Raw genomic sequence first — 14,356 nt, 5'->3', positions numbered from 1 at the left:
GGAAGGATTTTCCTCGCTCCGATTCCGGGTCCGGCAGGTGTGTCGATCAGCCGTACAGCTCCACGAACGTCTGCAGCGACTTCTCGATGTCGCCCTTCAATGCCTTCGCGACACCGGAGCCGATGGGCCCGAACAGCGGCGCGCCGCCCAGCTCGATGGTGAACACGACCTCGGAGCCGCCACCCTTCGCCTTCACTTCCAGCGTGAGGCCGAGCTTCACGCCACCCTTGCCGTCACCCTTCAGTACAAGTCGCCGCGGAGCGTCGTACTCCTTGATGGTCCACTTCACCCGGTTCCGCAGCCCCTTGACAGTGACGACGGAGCTGAGAACCGTACCAGTGGTGAGCGTTTCGGGAAGCTCGCTGCGCCAGCCGTCGTGCACCACGAACCACTTGTCGAACTCCTGCAGATTCGATGCCTTGTCCCAGGTGTCCTGGGGAGTCAGCGGGACGTCCGTCTCGACCGTAAGTTTCGCCATCGCTGCAGCCTAGCCGCCTGTGAGTACTTATTAACCGCGGGCGGTTAATAAGTACTCACAGGGGGATCAGTGCGAGACCGCCTTCTCCACTCCGACACCGGTGAGTGAACGGACCTCCATCTCCGCCTGCTTGGCGTGATCCTCCGCCTTGCTGCGACCGATGTAGGTGCCGACGGCGCCCAGCAGGAACGCGAGCGGGATGGACACGATGCCGGGGTTGGCCAGCGGGAAGAAGTCGAAGTCGGCGGACGGGAACATCGACGACTTCTTGCCGGACACCGCCGGGGAGAAGATGATCAACACGAGGCAGCTGACGAGGCCGCCGTAGATGCTGAACAGCGCACCGGTGGTGTTGAACTTCTTCCAGAACAGGGAGTACAGCAGCGTCGGCAGGTTGGCCGAAGCGGCGACGGCGAATGCGAGCGCCACCAGGAACGCGATGTTCTGCCCCATCGCGAGTATGCCCAGGATGATCGACACGACGCCGATCACGACGACGGTGATGCGCGATACCCGTACCTGCGACTCCTCGGAGGCGTTACCGCGCTTGATGACACTGGCGTAGATGTCGTGGGCGAACGATGCCGAGGCTGTGATCGCCAGGCCCGCGACCACTGCGAGGATGGTCGCGAACGCGACCGCGGAGATGATTGCGAGGAAGATGGTGCCGCCCAGTTCGAATGCGAGCAGCGGCGCGGCCGCGTTCTCACCGCCGGGTGCGGCGAGGATGGCGTCCGGTCCGACCATTTTGGCGGCGCCGTAACCAAGGACCAGCGTGAACAGGTAGAACGCGCCGATCAGTCCGATTGCCCAGGTGACCGAGCGGCGAGCTTCCTTGGCGGTGGGGACCGTGTAGAACCGCATCAAGACGTGCGGAAGGCCGGCGGTTCCCAGAACCAGCGCGATACCGAGCGAGATGAAGTCGAGCTTGCTCATCGAGCTGATGCCGTACTTGGCACCGGGACTGAGCATGTCACGGCCCGCGATTGCCTCGTTCGTGGAACCGGCGGCCGTGGCCTGCGCGTCGGCGAGCAGCTGCGAGAAGTTGCCGCGCACCGCGAACAGGACGAGGAAGAACATGACACCGGCACCGAGGACGAGCAGCACCGCCTTGACCATCTGCACGTAGGTGGTGCCCTTCATGCCACCGACGAGCACGTAGACGATCATCAGCGCACCGACCACGGCGACAACGATGGCCTGGCCTACCTTGCCGTCGATGTTGAGCAGTAGCGCGACGAGTCCGCCGGCGCCCGCCATCTGCGCGAGCAGGTAGAACAGCGACACGACGAGCGTGGAGAGCGCCGCGGCCATGCGCACCGGGCGCTGTTTCAGCCGGAAGCTCAGCACATCCGCCATCGTGAACCGGCCGGTGTTGCGGAGGAGTTCGGCAACCAGGAGCAGAGCCACCAGCCAGGCGACGAGGAAGCCCACCGAGTACAGGAATCCGTCGTACCCGTACACCGCGATGGCTCCGGCGATACCGAGGAACGACGCCGCTGACAGGTAGTCGCCGGCGATGGCGAAACCGTTCTGCGGCCCGGAGAACTGACCGCCACCGGTGTAGAAGTCCGAGGCCTTCTTGGTGGTGCGGCTCGCACGGATCACGATGGTCATCGTGATCACGACGAAGGCCGCGAAGATCGCGATGTTGAGGAGCGGGTTGCCGACGTCGGTACCGGCCGCGAGGGTGGTGATCACTTGACGGGTCCTTCCAGCTCTTCACGGATGGCGGCGGATCGGGGATCGAGTTCCCGGTTGGCGAACCGCACGTACAGGGCGGTGATCGCGAAGGTGGTCACGAACTGCCCGAGACCGAGGATGATGCCGAGGTTGATGTTGCCGAGCACCTTGGTAGCCATGAAGTCGGACGCGTAGGTGGCCAGGAGCACATACGCCGCATACCAGGCGAGGAAGAACGCCGTCATGGGGAAGACGAACCTACGGAGGCGGCGCCGCAACTCCTGGAACTCGGGACTCGCCTGCATATCGAGGAAAGCTTGCGCATCAGGGGTGCGCCGCTTTTGCGACGCTCCCTCGCTGATATCGGCTGTGGTCACTGCTGGCTCCTTGGTCGCACGCATGAAGTGAACTGAAGATTGACGGTACTGAGAGGTGAGTCACAACAACACAGTGTGGCGGCAGTCACACGCCGAACTGTCGGAGTGTGCGCCGAACGGTTACCCGACCGCGACGAGCGGCCTCACCCTCGTGCGTGCCCGAGGGGCGCAGAGACTCGTCAACCACTCACGGGGAGCGGAGCTCCCTCTCGCGGTCGGAGCCGACACCGAGGCGCTCGGGGGCGTGCATGCGGGTGAAGATCCGGCTGAGGTCGGCGGGGATCTGACGCTTCGTCATCTTGCTCACCAGCACCATCGTGGCGAAGGCCAGCGGCACACTGACCGCAGCAGGGTAGGCGACCATCGCGGCGGGCCAGCCGGCGGCGATGTCGTCGGGGACGCCGCCCACCACGACGACAGCTGCGGCAGTACCGGCGACGAGTCCCCCGGCCGTCATCCCGGCGCCCGCCCCGGCCGCAGTGAGTCCGCGCCACCAGATGCCGAGGACCAGCAAGGGGCACAGCGTCGACGCTGCGACCGCGAAGACCAGGCCGACAGTTCGGGACAGGTCGAGCGACGTCACCGCCAACGACAGCGCCAGTGGCACCACCCCGGCGAGGGTCGCGGCAATCCGGAAGTCGCGGACCCGTCCGCGCAGCACATCGGTGCTGAGGACCCCCGCGATGCTCACGAGCAGTCCGGACGACGTGGACAGGAAGGCGGCGATCGCACCGGCGGCGACGAGCGCGGCCAGCAGCTGACCCCCCCAACCGGAGAACACCGAGCCGGGCAGCAGGAGCACCGCGGCGTCGGAGGTGCCGGTGATCAGCAGTTGTGGCACGTACAACCGCGCGAACACGCCGAGCAGCGTCGGGAACAGGTAGAACACCCCGAGCAGTCCGACGACGGCGAGGGACGTCAACCGCGCCGCCCGTCCGTCGGGATTGGTGTAGAACCGGACCAGGACGTGCGGAAGCCCGAGCGTGCCGAGGAATGTGGCAATGATCAGCGAATACACCTGATATGTCGGGTGCCCGCCCCCGAAACCCCATCCGGGCGTGATCCAGTCGGAGTTGTCGGCCGGTGCGCCCGCGACGACGGGTACGGGCGACCCCGCTTCGAGGATCATCGACGTGCCCTCGCCGAGATGGTGTTCACCGGGTGCGAGCGTGACATCTTCCGAGTTCTCCACTCCGTCGATCGTTCCCGACCCCCCGACCGTGACGGGAGCCGAAACCTGCACGACGACGTCGGTGGTGATGTCGACGGTGGTCTGCTCGTCGACGGTGGGCGGTGCGAGTGCACCCAACTCGTGGGAGTCGGCCAAGAAGTACACCGACAACACCAGCCCCGGTATCGCGACCGCGGTCAGTTTGAGCCAGTACTGGAACGCCTGCACGAAGGTGACGGACCGCATGCCGCCGCCCACCACGTTGGCGATGACGATGACCCCGACCACCGCCGCTCCGACCCAGCTCGGGACGCCGAGGAGGATGTTCAGGGTGAGGCCGGCCCCCTGGAACTGCGGGACGAGGTACAGCGCGCAGACGACGGCGACGACGATCATGGCGAGGGTACGAACCCGAGCCGAGCCGAGCCGGAACTCGGCGAAGTCGGGCACCGTGTAGGCCCCCGACCTCCTCAGCGGCGCCGCGACGAACAGCAGCAGGCCCAGGTATCCGGCCGTGAACCCGATCGGGTACCACAGGGCGTCGGCACCGTACTTGGCGATGAGCCCGGCGACTCCGAGAAAGGATGCGGCCGAGAGGTATTCACCGGAGATCGCGGCGGCGTTCCAGCGCGGGCCGACGCTACGCGAGGCGACCAGGAAGTCGGAGGTGGTGCGGGCCAACCGCACGCCGTAGATGCCGATGGCCACGGTGGCGACGGCCGCCGCCGCCAGACCGGCCAACGTGAGCCAGGGAATCGGCTGGTCGGTGGTCACGGCGTGCTCAGTCGTCCACGAGTTCGGTGAATTCCTGCTCGTTGCGCTCGGCCTGCCGAATGTAGACCCACCCGGTCGTCAGGAGCACCGGATACACCAGGGCGCCGAGCACCACCCACGGCAGGCGAATTCCCAGCACGGTGGCCTCCGACACCGCAGGGAACGACAGCAGGACAACCGGTACCGCGCACAGGAGACCCGCGGCGAAGACGGCGAGCCGGACAGCGAGCCACAGCTGGGCGCGGACGAGCCCGCGGATCATGGCGTCCCCGACCTCGGTCTGTTCCTGGACCTCGACACGGGTACGCACGATGCGGGCCCCACGCCGCTGCGCCAGCACCACTCGAACCCGTTCGGGCGAGCTCATCGCGCGGTCCATGACTGTTTCGGTGCCCGGACCAGGCGATCCTTGAGAATTCGCGTGTGCCGTCGACTGACCGGCAATTCGACGGGCGGCAGATCACCGTGCGGGCGTAGACAGACGACGAGGCCGTTGCCGACGGTGCGAATTCCCGTGACCAGCGGCAGGGACACCAGGTAGGAACGGTGCACGCGGAGGAAACCGGCATCGGCCCAGCGTGCCTCCAGCGCGGAGATCGGGATGCGCACGAGATGTGAACGGTCGGCGGTGTGCAGTCGCGCGTAGTCACCGTCGGCTTCCACCCACTCCACCGACGAACGGTGTACCAGAGTGGTGACGCCGCCGAGCTCGACCGGGATCACCTCGTCGGACACCGCCCCCGGTGCGGCGGGTTCCTGTCGCCGCCGCCGACCTTCGACGATCCGCCGCACGGACTCGGCGAGACGTTCCTCGCGCAACGGTTTGAGCAAATAGTCGACGGCACCGAGGTCGAACGCGTCCACAGCCCGGTCGTCGTGTGCGGTGACGAACACGACCGGTGGGGGCGACGCGAAGTTCGACAGGATGCCGGCCAGTTCGAGGCCGTCGAGTCCCGGCATGTTGATGTCGAGGAACACGGCGTCGATGTTCCCGTCCCGGAGGATGCGCAACGCCGTCGTGGCCTCCCCTGCAGTGCGGATTTCCCCGACGGCATCCTGCGCGCGCAGCAGGAACGCCAACTCGTCGAGGGCGGGTTTCTCGTCGTCGACGGCCAGCACGGTGAGCGGCGCATCGCTTCCGGACGCTCGGGGGGCCATGTCGTCAGTGTCATTCACAACGGAATCGATTTTCGCACGGACCCCGCCGGGTCACGGGCGGATCCCCTGCCGGAACTTGGGAACGCGCATGCTCACCTTGGTGCCCGCCCCGGGCGCGGTCTCCACGACCAGCCCGTAGTCGTTGCCGAAGGCGGCGCGCAGCCGGTCGTCGACGTTGGCGAGCCCGACGTGCGCCGCCTCCTTCATGCCGGACGACTCGGCGACCGCGTCGAGCGACCCCGACCGCAGCAGTTCCGGGTCCATCCCGATTCCGTCGTCCTCCACGCTGATCACGCAGTCCGTACCCTCGTCGGCTGCGACAATGGTGACGGTGCCGCCCTCGGGTTTGCCGGAGATGCCGTGCCGCACCGCGTTCTCCACCAGCGGTTGCAGCGCGAGAAACGGCAGCACCACATTGAGCACCTCGGGGGCCACTTGCAGGGTGACGGCCAGGGTGTCACCGAATCGGGCGCGTTCGAGGGTGAGGTAACGGTCGATGTTGCGGAGTTCGTCCGCCAGCAGGGTGTACTCCCCCGCCGACCGGAACGAATACCGGGTGAAATCGGCGAACTCGAGGATCAGTTCCCTGGCCCGGTCGGGATCGGTGCGCACGAACGACGCCACCGTGTTCAACGCGTTGTAGATGAAGTGCGGGCTGATCTGTGCGCGCAGCGCCCGCACCTCGGCGCGGTCGAGTCGCGCGCGAGACGCATCCAGGTCGGCCAGTTCGATCTGACTGCACGCGTATCGGGCCACCTCCGTGACGGCGCCCAGCATGCCGGGCCCCGGGTCCTCCGTGGTGACCACCCCGAGCACTCCCACCACGCCGGTGGCCTCGATGAGCAGGGGCTGGGCGATCAGCGCCCGCACCCCGTGGTCACCGGCGCTGCGAACCAGTCCGCCGTAGGCAACGAGCACCCGGCGCTCACCGTCGACCGCCCGGCTCGCCGCGTCGTGGAGTTGTTCCGCCAACGCCTCATGGGGGCCGTTCCAGGCGAGGAGGTGTCCGGCGGCATCGAAGATCGCGAGGGCCTGGGCGCCCGTAAGCAGGCGCAGATGCGGCGCCGCCTCCTGGGCCGAAGTCTCGTCGAGTCCCCGCCGCAACGATCCGGCCGCCAGCGACGCCGTGTGCAGGGTGGTGTGGACCGCTCGTTCGGTGGGTGTGGTCAGCTCCTGCCTCGCCCGCAACCACTGCAGCAGCCCGCGACGGCTCATTCTCCGGCGTCCAGTCGAGCGATCAGCGTTTTCGGGGCCACGGTGCGGTAGGCCTCCTCCACGATGTCGGCGAGGTCGCGCCAATCCTGCGGCACGTCGAGGTACACGCCTACCCACCCGCGCCCGCCGACGTACGGCGGTACGAAGAAGCGTTCCTCGTCGCGCCGAACCCAGTCCTGCTGCGCGCCTGCGGGAGCGGCGGCCCAGAAGGACAAGCGGTCGTCGTGGTGATGGTCTGCGAGAGTTGCGAATTGGGGTGCCCGGCGGACGAACCACGCGGGTTCGCCGTGACTGACGCGTTCGGTCGCCTCGGGCAACGCCAGGCACAACGCCCGCAGTCGGTCGATCACCGATTCGCTCACCGTGCGCCGCCGTCACAGGTGTTCGGCGCCTGCTCACCGGCGAAGCGGTCGGCAATCCATTGCACGGCACCGGGCACGGCCCGTCCGTCGGCGTGACCCTCCCCGGGTCGGGATTCGAACTCGATGACGTCGCCCTGCGCACACGCCTTGTCTACGGCTTCCGAAGTCCACTGCGGCAGAATGAGATTGTCTCGCTCACCGACCACGACGAGCATCGGGCCTTCGGCACGCTCCCGTGGCAGCGCGATCTCCTCGAGCCAGCCATTCATCCGTTCGGCGGCGGCCTCCGTACGCGGTCCGGTGTCCTCCGGAGTGAGCTGGGTTGCCACAGTCCACTTCTCGGAGAGTCTCGCCGTGACGCACGACAGTGTGATCTCCTGATTGTCGGCGAGCGCGCCGCGCATGTAGTCCGCCGGATCGAGGTCCGGATGGAGCACCGAAAGTCCCTCGAGCAGATACGGCAGGATCATCTTCTGAGGCAACGACAACGGGGCTGCGGTTCCCTCCGCCATGATGCCCGACAGATCAGCTGCGGGCGACAGGTTGGCCGAACCCACGAATTCGAGCCCGTCCCCGTAGTCGTCCGCGTGTTCGGCCGCCGCCCACGACGCCTGACCGCCCTGGGAAACCCCGAGGGCCGCCCAGCGCGTCGATGCCTCGGGCACCACATTGCGGGCCGCGCGGACGGCGTCGATGAGGTTGTATGCCGCGGTGACGGGTTCGAGGTAGGGGTGCGGGCCGTCGGTACCGAGGCCCTGGTAATCACTGACGGTCACCACATACCCCCTCTGCAGGAGCGGCACGACGAGTCCGGTGGTGCCCGACAGCGTCGGTGAGGCCGACGGCGCGCAGTCGTCGGTGACTCCGGTGGTGCCGTGCCCCACCGTGACCACCGGCCAACCGCCCTCGGGAGCGGGTCCTGCCGGTGTGAACACGGTGCCCACCACTTCGGTACCGGCCCCGTCGACCCCCGACGTCGACCGATAGACGACGCGGGTTGCCGTAGCGCCGAGATTCGTGATCGCCGGGTCGATGTCGGCCACGGGGGTCTGCGCGGTCAGCGCGCCGCGGTCGTCCCCGGTGGGGGCCGGCGGCAACGCGGGGGTGGAGGTCGCTGCGGGAGCGGAGGGCGGCGGGACGGTCGCCCCGTCTGCGCCGCACGCTGCGAGCACCACGACCGCGGTGAGGGCGAAGATCACGGGCCATCCCGCACGCCGCCTCGACAGACCTGTCATCGCGCACCCCATTCTCGACGCCGTCGGACCCGCTCTTCTGCTGCAGCCTCTTCCACGTCGAGGCTTTCCAATACGGTACGCATCACCTCGTCGTCGAGACTGCCCGCATCACGGGCATCGATCAACGCCTGCCGCTGCGCACGCAGCGCTGCCCGGCGGATGTCGTCGAACACCACGCCGGCCCGAACCTTTTCGCCGGGCTCTTCCGCTTCTTCGGCCCGCAGTCGCGCCCGCATCGACCGGCGTACCCGCGACAGAATGTCGGTCACCTCTGCGGAGTCGATTCCCGAGGGCGGATGCTCGGCGCAGTCGTCGAGAAACCGTTCGCCCGCCTCGCGTGAAATGGTGCGCGCGTGCTTCACCTGTTCCTCTTCCCGTTGACGTTCGAGGGGATCTGCCAGATCTAGCATTCGAATCAGCAACGGCATGGTGGCGCCCTGGATGAGCAGTGTTCCCACCGCGACGACGAAGGCGATGGCCTGGATGACTTCCCGGCCCGGGAAAGGCGCTCCGCTCGCAACCGTCATCGGAATCCCCGACGCTGCCGCGATCGTGACGACTCCGCGCATGCCGGCCCACGACACGACAAGGCTTTCGCGCCAGCCGAGTTCCACCGTGTCGCCCGGTGTACGCACCACCAGACCGATGTGGCGGCGAAACCGGTGCAGCAGTATCCACGCCGGCCGCACCGCCATCACCACGACGAGGACCGCGAACCCGTAGAAGAAGATGTGGTGCACCGGCAATCCGTTGTCGCGGACGTCGACGATGACGAACTTGAGTTGCAACCCCATGTAGGCGAACACGAACATCTCGAGCACGAGATCGACGCTCTCCCAGAGGGACCGCTCCTGGATACGGGTGGAGACCGAGGCGTCGGTTGCCTTGTGGCCCATCAAGAAGCCGGCCGTGACCACCGCAAGAACGCCGGAGGCGTGCAACTGCCCGGCGGCGAGGTACGCCGCGAAGGGAAGCATCAGCCCCAGGACCGTTTCCAGTGGCGAGTCGTACATGCGGCGTCGCACCCACTCGACGATCTTGGCGAGAACCAGCCCGACGAGCACTCCACCGATCACCTCGTAGGCGAAGAACAACACCGGGTGAACCGGTACATCCGTTCCGACCACGGCCGAGACGGCCACGGCGAACAGTGTCAGAGCGGTGGCATCGTTCACCAAGCCCTCACCGGTGAGAATGGCGATCACCCGATTCGGCAGCCCCAGCCGGCGGCCGACGGCGACAGCGCTGACCGCGTCCGTCGGCGCCACCACCGCCCCGAGTACCAGTGCGGCGCCCAACGTCAGCTCGGGCGACAACCACGAGGCGAAGAACGCGACGGCAAATGCCGTGGCCAGCACGGTGAAGATGCCGAGCCGCAGAATCGGCCCGAGGTGGCGACGGAAGGTGGCCACCGAGAATTTGAGGGCCGCCGAGTACAACAGCGGCGGCAGCACTACTCCGAGGATGGCCTCGGGGTCGAGTTCGAGGCGCGGAAGGCCGGGAATGAAGGAGGCGATCGCGCCGATCGTGACCAGAACGAGGGGCGGCTGCAGATCGCGGCGCTTGGCGAGACTCGTCACCGCGATGGCCGCGATGATGACGAGAAGTACGAGGACGCCGTTCACAGTTCGATTGTGCCGTGCCCGCCCCGAGATCGCGGCTCATCACCGCGGACGCGTCCGGGCCCCGGTTCGAGAACCGGGGCCCGGACAGTTCTGGCGGGAAGGGCGGTCACTCCTTCGGAGGAACTGCCTTCTTCGCCGCGTCGGCAGCCTTGTCGATCTTGTCGCTGTACTTGCGACCGGTCTTGCTGTTCGCGATGTCGGCAGCCTTGTCGATGGCGCCGTGAACCTTGTCCGCGTTCTGCGAGGCCGCAGCCTTCCCCTTGCCCAGCAGGCCCTTCAGTGTGTCGGCAAAACTCATCGTTCTTCCTCCTCTGTGCTTGCGCACATAGCGTCTGCGCGAGATCGAACACTCGCAGCGCACCCAGTCTCACAGCATCGAGCCGGGGACGCCAACGGTCCCGTTATCAGGGCGCGAGCCACCGCCCTCAGCGGCGGCCCGGCAGATCCGCCGGTGGCGCGAAGAGTCGTCGATGCTCTCCGTGGAGGCGGCCGGTCACCCACCACGCCAACTCCACGAGAACCACCCCGACGAGACCGCAGGTGAGCGCCGACGTGGTGGCAGCCACGTTGGTCGGGTCGAGCTCGAAGAACGTCCGCGTGAACGGGAGGGCGAACAGGACGAGGTACGCCGCGACGGACCCGAAGATCAGGACCAGCTTCCACCACACGTACGGGCGCGCGACGACGGCGAGCACCCACAGCGCGATCATGATGAGTGTGATCAGTGCCGACGTACCCGCCTGCACTTTCTGTGTCTGGGTCTGCTCGGGCCCGGCGTAGACCAGGAGGTACGAAATGAACGTGGTGACACCGATGATGACGCCCGACGGCACCGCCAGCCGCATCACCCGTGGGACGAAGCCGGAGCGCGCACGTTCGTTGTTGGGAGCCAGCGAGAGGATGAATGCGGGGATACCGATGGTGAACCAAGCCGCGATGGTCACATGCCTCGGCAGGAAGGGGTATGGGACCGGTTCGAAATCGAAAATCTGCGACAGCGCACCCGTCAGGCCGATCAGGAACGCCAGCAACACCGAGTAGACGGTCTTGGTGAGGAAGAGGTTGGAGACGCGTTCGATGTTGCCGATCACCCGGCGACCCTCACCGACCACGTACGGCAAGGTGGCGAACTTGTTGTCCAGCAACACGATCTGCGCCACCGCCCGCGTCGCGGGGCTTCCCGATCCCATCGACACGCCGATGTCGGCGTCCTTGAGCGCGAGAACATCGTTGACACCGTCACCCGTCATCGCCACCGTGTGGCCGCGAGATTGCAAAGCTGCCACCATTTCCCGCTTCTGATCCGGCCGCACCCGGCCGAACGTGGTGGATTCCTCGAGAGCATCGGCGAGGGCCTCGGATTCCGACGGCAGCGTGCGGGCGTCCACGGGCCGGTTCCCACCCGGAAGGCCGAGCGATCCGGCCACCGCACCGACCGACACGGCGTTGTCCCCGGAAATCACCTTCACAGTGACGTTCTGACCCGCGAAGTACTCGAGGGTGCCGCGCGCATCGGGTCGCACCCGCTGCTCGAGGATCACGAGGGCGCGAGGCGTGACAACTCCCGGTGCCGCCGGATGGTCGACCGGAACGTCTCCGCTGCCGAGTAGCAGCACCCGGAGTCCCGACGCACCCGCACGCTCCGCCTCCCGTGCCATGGCACTGCCCGGGTCCAGGAGAACGTCCGGTGCGCCGAGCACCCAGTTCCCGTGGGAACCGTACGACTGTCCGCTCCATTTCTTCGCCGAGGAGAACGGCGCCTCCGCCGTGGCGTCGCCCCAGCCGGGAACGTCCGGAAACGCCTCCTTGATCGCCTGGACACTGGCGTTGGGGCGTGGATCGTCGGCGGCCAGGGCGGCGAGTGCGGCCCCGGCCGGCCCGGCATCTTCGGCCAGGGCGCAACGCAATTCGGACAGGCGCATCCCGTTCTCGGTGAGCGTGCCCGTCTTGTCGGCGCACACCACGTCGACCCGGGCGAGCCCTTCGATGGCGGGCAACTCCTGCACCAGACACTGACGCCGGCCGAGCCGGACCACGCCGACGGCGAACGCGATCGACGTCATCAGCACGAGCCCCTCGGGCACCATCGGCACCAGCGCGGCCACCATGCCGTTCAACGCCGGTCGCAACGACTGTCCGCTCGAGAACAGTTGGTTGTAGATGATGAGCAGCCCCGCCGGAATCATCAGGTACGTGATGAACTTCAGAATCGTGTCGATGCCGCTGCGTAACTCCGAATGTACGAGTGTGAACTTGCTGGCCTCCTCCGCCAGTTTCGCGGCATAGGCGTCACTGCCGACCTTCGTCGCCCGGTAGCAGCCGCTGCCGGCGGCAACGAAACTCCCCGACAGAACCGGATCACCCACCGCCTTGTGCACCGGGTCGGCCTCGCCGGTGAGCAGCGATTCGTCGATGTCGAGCGCGCTCGCCTCCACCACGACACCGTCGACGACGATCTGGTCGCCCGACCCCAGCTCGATGAGGTCGTCGAGCACCACTTCCCTAGGCGCCATCGCGACGGCCGATCCGTTACGGCGCACCACCGGTTTGGTCTGGCTGACGATGGCAAGTTCGTCCAGAGTCCGCTTGGCGCGGATCTCCTGAATGATGCCGATGCCACTGTTCGCGATGATGAGCAGGCCGAACATCCCGTCGATGATCGAACCCGTCGCCAGAACTATGGCGAACAGTATGCCGAGGATCGCGTTGATCCGGGTGAAGACGTTGGCGCGCACGATGTCGCGGATCGACCGGCTGGCGCGGTCCGGCACGTCGTTGGTTTTGCCTGCGGCCACCCGCTCGGCGACCTGGTCGGCGGTCAAGCCGTGCGCAGCGAGGACGGCAACGCCGTCCGTACCGGTCTCGTCGTACGCCATGGTCCACAGGCTACGCAACGGGGCGACGACAGGCGGTCATCCCGCCTCGAGAACCATCCCGGCCCGCTCCGGCAGCGTGAACGCCGCACCGGCGGCCACGAGGAATGCTGCCGCGAACACGGCGAACACCAGTGCGTTTCCCCCGCCGATCAGCAGCCAGGGAACCATCAACGGCGCAAGGATCGACGCTATCCGGCCGAAGGCCGCCGCCGCACCCGTCCCTGCCGCTCGCACCGACGTTGGATACAGCTCCGGACCGATCGCATACAGCGCACCCCACGCGCCGAGGTTGAAGAACGACAACATCATTCCGGCGGCCACGATGGTGGCGGGCGTATCCGCGAGCCCGAACAGCCCTGCTGCCACCGCAGAGCCGAGGAGGAACGTCGCGAGTGTGCTGCGGCGGCCCCACACCTCGATCAGCCAGGCGGCGACCGCATAGCCGGGCAGTTGGGCGAGCGTGATGAACAGCGTGTACTGAAACGACTTCACAAGGTCGAATCCCTGGTTGACGAGCAGGCTCGGCAGCCAGATGAAGGCGCCGTAGTAGGAGAGGTTGATACAGAACCACACCGTCCACAGCGCGGCCGTCCGGGACTGCAGCCGCGGCGACCAGATCGACTCTGCCGGTGGCTGCGGGGTGGCGCTGTCGGGACAGGCGGCGTTGTCGGCGTTGCCACCATCGACCGCGGCCGTCATGCCCGCCGATTCCTCGAACGAGCGGACCGCGGCTTCCGCTTCCTCGTATCGGCCCTGTCGTTCGAGGAACCGCACCGACTCGGGCAGTCCGATCCGGACCACCACCGCGTACAGGGTGGGGACGAGTCCCACGGCCAGGGCCCATCGCCATCCGTTGTCACCGAGTGGGATGACGAAGTATCCGATGAGCGCGGCCAGAATCCAGCCGAGTGCCCAGAACGCCTCGAGCGCCACCACGGCGCGCCCCCGTACCTTGCGCGGCGCGTACTCGCTGACCAGCGTCGACGCCACCGGAAGTTCCGCGCCCAGACCGAGGCCGACGACGAATCGCAGGACAAGCAGCAGAGCTACCGAACCGACGAGCGCGGTAGCGCCGGTCGCGAGGCCGTAGACGAGCAGCGTGACCGCGAATACCTGACGTCGTCCGATCCGGTCGGCGAGTAGCCCGCCGAGGGCGGCACCCACGGCCATGCCCACGAAGCCGATCGACCCGATCCACGACAGCTCCGTCGAACTCAGTTTCCACTGCACGGCCAGCGCCGCCATCACGAAGGAGATGAGCCCCACGTCCATCGCGTCGAGCGCCCACCCCACGCCGGAGCCGAGCAGCAGCTTTCCGTGCTTCCGGGTGAAGGGAAGTTCGTCCAGCCGCTGGGTTCGTGTGTTCATGGACCGGAAGTTAGCACCCGGCACTGCGTTCCAC

Annotated in this window: 13 protein-coding genes; all 13 read right to left on the bottom strand. The window is 67.2% G+C overall.

The window, feature by feature from the left end; translation table 11 throughout:
- Positions 1-46 precede the first annotated feature (46 nt).
- Positions 47-478 (bottom strand): type II toxin-antitoxin system Rv0910 family toxin, encoded by a 432-nt coding sequence (locus tag CBI38_RS06915; protein ID WP_109327522.1) that lies wholly within the window; start codon positions 476-478, stop codon positions 47-49.
- 66 nt (positions 479-544) lie between these two features.
- Positions 545-2,179, bottom strand: coding sequence for a solute symporter family protein (locus tag CBI38_RS06910; RefSeq protein WP_109327520.1), 1,635 nt, complete (start codon positions 2,177-2,179; stop codon positions 545-547).
- Positions 2,176-2,538 carry a DUF485 domain-containing protein gene (locus CBI38_RS06905; RefSeq protein WP_109327518.1) on the bottom strand — a complete coding sequence of 121 codons (363 nt, stop codon included), beginning with the start codon at positions 2,536-2,538 and terminating at the stop codon, positions 2,176-2,178. The genes CBI38_RS06910 and CBI38_RS06905 overlap by 4 nt, the downstream gene beginning before the upstream one ends.
- A gap of 187 nt (positions 2,539-2,725) precedes the next feature.
- On the bottom strand, positions 2,726-4,483 hold the full coding sequence (locus CBI38_RS06900; protein ID WP_109327516.1) for a sodium/solute symporter: 1,758 nt from the start codon (positions 4,481-4,483) through the stop codon (positions 2,726-2,728).
- Between the two features lie 7 nt (positions 4,484-4,490).
- Positions 4,491-4,862, bottom strand: a complete 372-nt coding sequence (locus CBI38_RS06895; RefSeq protein WP_109327514.1) for a hypothetical protein — start codon at positions 4,860-4,862, stop codon at positions 4,491-4,493.
- Positions 4,847-5,659 carry a LytR/AlgR family response regulator transcription factor gene (locus CBI38_RS06890; protein ID WP_109327512.1) on the bottom strand — a complete coding sequence of 271 codons (813 nt, stop codon included), beginning with the start codon at positions 5,657-5,659 and terminating at the stop codon, positions 4,847-4,849. The genes CBI38_RS06895 and CBI38_RS06890 overlap by 16 nt, the downstream gene beginning before the upstream one ends.
- A 33-nt stretch (positions 5,660-5,692) precedes the next feature.
- Entirely contained in the window at positions 5,693-6,856 is a 1,164-nt protein-coding gene (locus CBI38_RS06885; RefSeq protein ID WP_109327510.1) for a sensor histidine kinase, read from the bottom strand.
- A complete protein-coding gene (locus CBI38_RS06880; protein WP_109327508.1) occupies positions 6,853-7,218 on the bottom strand; it encodes an MmcQ/YjbR family DNA-binding protein in 366 nt (121 codons plus the stop codon). The genes CBI38_RS06885 and CBI38_RS06880 overlap by 4 nt, the downstream gene beginning before the upstream one ends.
- Positions 7,215-8,453 (bottom strand): lipase family protein, encoded by a 1,239-nt coding sequence (locus CBI38_RS06875; RefSeq protein ID WP_109327507.1) that lies wholly within the window; start codon positions 8,451-8,453, stop codon positions 7,215-7,217. The genes CBI38_RS06880 and CBI38_RS06875 overlap by 4 nt, the downstream gene beginning before the upstream one ends.
- Positions 8,450-10,078 carry a Na+/H+ antiporter gene (locus tag CBI38_RS06870; RefSeq protein ID WP_109327505.1) on the bottom strand — a complete coding sequence of 543 codons (1,629 nt, stop codon included), beginning with the start codon at positions 10,076-10,078 and terminating at the stop codon, positions 8,450-8,452. The genes CBI38_RS06875 and CBI38_RS06870 overlap by 4 nt, the downstream gene beginning before the upstream one ends.
- Positions 10,079-10,184: 106 nt before the next feature.
- The gene (locus CBI38_RS06865) at positions 10,185-10,376 is read right to left on the bottom strand and encodes an antitoxin (protein ID WP_109327503.1); all 192 of its coding nucleotides are present in this window, start codon (positions 10,374-10,376) and stop codon (positions 10,185-10,187) included.
- A 127-nt stretch (positions 10,377-10,503) separates the two neighbouring features.
- Positions 10,504-12,954, bottom strand: a complete 2,451-nt coding sequence (locus CBI38_RS06860; protein WP_109327501.1) for an HAD-IC family P-type ATPase — start codon at positions 12,952-12,954, stop codon at positions 10,504-10,506.
- A gap of 36 nt (positions 12,955-12,990) precedes the next feature.
- Positions 12,991-14,322 (bottom strand): MFS transporter, encoded by a 1,332-nt coding sequence (locus CBI38_RS06855; protein WP_109327499.1) that lies wholly within the window; start codon positions 14,320-14,322, stop codon positions 12,991-12,993.
- Positions 14,323-14,356: the final 34 nt, after the last annotated feature.

The sequence above is a fragment of the Rhodococcus oxybenzonivorans genome, from assembly GCF_003130705.1.
Classification (GTDB): Bacteria; Actinomycetota; Actinomycetes; order Mycobacteriales; family Mycobacteriaceae; genus Rhodococcus_F; species Rhodococcus_F oxybenzonivorans.
The sequence above is the reverse complement of the archived record's forward strand: the minus strand, read 5'-3'. Positions and strand labels throughout refer to the sequence as shown.